General features: G+C 70.8%; 2 protein-coding genes. Both read left to right on the forward strand.

What is annotated here, in order from left to right; genetic code table 11:
- Positions 1–25: 25 nt before the first annotated feature.
- Positions 26–1,642 (forward strand): M28 family peptidase, encoded by a 1,617-nt coding sequence (locus AX685_RS20180; RefSeq protein ID WP_066492035.1) that lies wholly within the window; start codon positions 26–28, stop codon positions 1,640–1,642.
- A gap of 9 nt (positions 1,643–1,651) precedes the next feature.
- Positions 1,652–2,923, forward strand: a complete 1,272-nt coding sequence (locus AX685_RS20185) for a M48 family metallopeptidase (protein WP_231792327.1) — start codon at positions 1,652–1,654, stop codon at positions 2,921–2,923.
- The last annotated feature ends 69 nt before the right edge of the window (positions 2,924–2,992 follow it).

Here is a 2,992-nt window from a genome sequence, read left to right on the forward strand (position 1 = left end):
CCGATAATCCGGAAAGTCCCGCCCCTTGCCCCGTATCGCCCGTTCGCTTGCGCTTGCCCTGCTGCCGCTGTCCGCCGTCGTTTCCGCCCAGACTGCCGCCCCGCTGCCGCCCGAGGAAGCGGCGCTGAAGTCGCACGTCATGTTCCTGGCGTCCGACGCGATGAAGGGGCGCGATGCCGGCAGCGGGGAATATGACATCGCCGCCGCCTATGTCGCGGCGCAATTCCAGGCCGCCGGGCTGACCCCGATGGGCGCGAACGGCAGCTACCTGCAACCCGTGCCGCTGGTCGCGTACAAGCTGGCCGAGGGCGCGCGCGCCGCGCTGGCGGACGGTGCGGCGCTGGAGGCGGGCCAGGATATCGCGTTCGCCGCCAACCCCGCCGCCAAGGCGACCGCGGTCAGCGCGCCGGTGGTGTTCGTCGGCCACGGGCTGGAGGCGCCGGCGTTCGGCATCGACGATTATGCGGGCCTTGATGTGCGCGGCAGGATCGTCGCCTACATCGGCGGGGCGCCCGCCGGATTGCCGAGCGAGGTGGCCGCGACGATGGGCGGGCCGCAGGAGCGGCTGCGCGCCGCGGCGGCGCATGGCGCGGTGGGCGCGATCGCGCTGGCCGACCTGCGCGCGGCCGGACGCGGATCGCCCGCCTTCGCCGGCGCGGTCACCGCGCAGGCGAGCGAACGCGTGACCTGGGCGACCCCGGCGGGGGTGGGCACCAGCGCGACGCCCGCCACCCCGCTGCTCGCTACGCTGTCCCCGGCGGGCGGCGCGAAGCTGTTCGGGAAGGCGTGGCCCGCGATCGTCAAGGCGGCGGCGCGCAAGGCTCTGCGCCGCGTGCCCGCCGTCTCGGTCGCGCCGCTGACGATCACCAGCGCCACGACGTTCCGCGCGATGCCCAGCAGCAACGTCGTCGGCATGCTGCCGGGCAGCGACCCGGCGCTGGCGGGCGAGATGGTGGTGCTGTCCGCGCATCTGGACCATGTCGGCGTGGGCAAGCCGGTGAACGGCGATGCGATCTACAACGGCGCGATGGACGATGCGGTGGGGATCGCGACGCTGATCGAGGAAGCGCGCCGGTTCAAGGCGGCGGGCGCCGCGCCGAAACGCAGCATCCTGTTCCTGGCGGTGACCGCGGAGGAGAAGGGGCTGGTGGGCAGCGACTATTTCGTCAACCACCCGCCGGTGCCGATCGACCGGATCGTCGCCGACGTGAACCTGGACATGCCGATCCTGACGTACCGGTTCGAGGATATGGTGGCGTTCGGCGGCGACCGGTCGACGCTGGGGCCGATCATCGCGCGCGCGACGGGCGCGCTGGGCGTCGCGCTGTCGCCCGATCCGATCCCGGAGATGTCGATCTTCGTGCGATCGGACCATTACAATTTCGTCCGCAAGGGCGTGCCGTCGGTGTTCCTGTGGCCGGGGCTGAAGGGGCCGGGGCGCGCGGCGTTCGATACGTTCATGAACAATTGCTACCACCGGCCGTGCGACGATCTGAACCAGCCGTTCCTGTGGGGCGAGGGCGTGCGCTTCCTGGAGGCCAATTACCGCATCGCGCGCGAGATCGCGGATGCGCCGCAGCGCCCGGTGTGGAACAAGGGCGACTATTTCGGCACCCTCTACAAGGGGCCGATGGCACCATAAGGGGGAGCGATGCCGGGGGAATGGATGCTGGCGACCGCGGCGGCGGCGCAGGGGATGAACCCCGGTTTCGACGTGGCGGCGGCGAGCCGGGCGTATCTGGACCTGCTGTCCGGTCCGGCGCGCGCCGCGTCGGACGCCTATTTCGAGGGCGGATACTGGCTGATCGCGTGGAATGCGCTGGTCGCGGTGCTGGTGTACGGCGTGGTGCTGGCGACGGGCTGGTCGGTGCGCTGGCGCGACTGGGCGGAACGCAGGACCCGGCGCCGCTGGCTGGTGCCGGCGTGGTACGCGCTGCCGTTCGTGATCGTGACCAGCGTCATGCTGCTGCCGTGGTCGGTCTACACCGATTTCGTGCGCGAGCATCAGTACGGGCTGTCGAACCAGACGTTCGCCGCCTGGGCGGGCGATGCGGCGAAGCTGCTGGCGATCGGGCTGGTCATCAATGCCGTGCTGTTCGTCGCGCTGTTCGCCGCGCTGCGCCGGTTCGCGCGGACGTGGTGGATATGGGGCACGCTGGGCACGGTAGCGGCGATGATGGTTGCCGTGGCGGTGACCCCGGTGTTCATCGCGCCGCTGTTCAACACCTATAGCGAACTGCCGGCCGGGCCGCTGCGCGAGCGGATCGTCGCGGTGGCGCGCGCACAGGGGATACCGGCGGACCATATCTACGTGTCCGACGCATCGCGGCAGACGAAGCGGATTTCCGCCAATGTCTCCGGCCTGGGGCCGACGATCCGCATCACGCTGAACGACAACCTCCTCAACCGCACCACCCCGGACGAGGTGGTGGCGGTGATGGGGCATGAGATGGGGCATTATGTGCTCCACCATATCTGGTGGTTGGTGGCGGAGTTCGCGGCGGTGGTCGCCGCATTGCTGTTCGCCGCGTCGCGGATCGGGCCGTGGTTGATCCGGCGCAACCCGAGCTGGGGCGTGCGCGATCTGGCCGACCCGGCGGCGACGCCGGTGCTGCTGGGGCTGATCGCGGCGGGGGCGATGGTGATGGAGCCGGTCAAGAACACGATCATCCGCCACAATGAAAGCGCGGCGGATGCGTTCGGGCTGGACGCGGCGCGGCAGCCCGATGCGTTCGCGATGACCGCGATCCGGCTGAGCGAGTATCGCAAGCTGGAGCCGACGCCGCTGGAGGAGGCGCTGTTCTTCGATCATCCGTCGGGCGCGACGCGTATCCGCATGGCGATGCAGTGGAAGAAGGATCACGTGCCCGGCGCGACGATCGTGCGGCCCGCGCGGCTGGCGGCGGGCGGCGGCGCGCAATGACGCGGCTGTTCGTGTTCGGGCTGGGCTACGCCGCGCGCGCGATTGCAATGAGGGCGGGCGGCGTAGCCC

This window comes from Sphingomonas sp. CCH9-F2 (assembly GCF_001556735.1).
Lineage (GTDB): Bacteria > Pseudomonadota > Alphaproteobacteria > Sphingomonadales > Sphingomonadaceae > Sphingomonas > Sphingomonas ginsenosidimutans.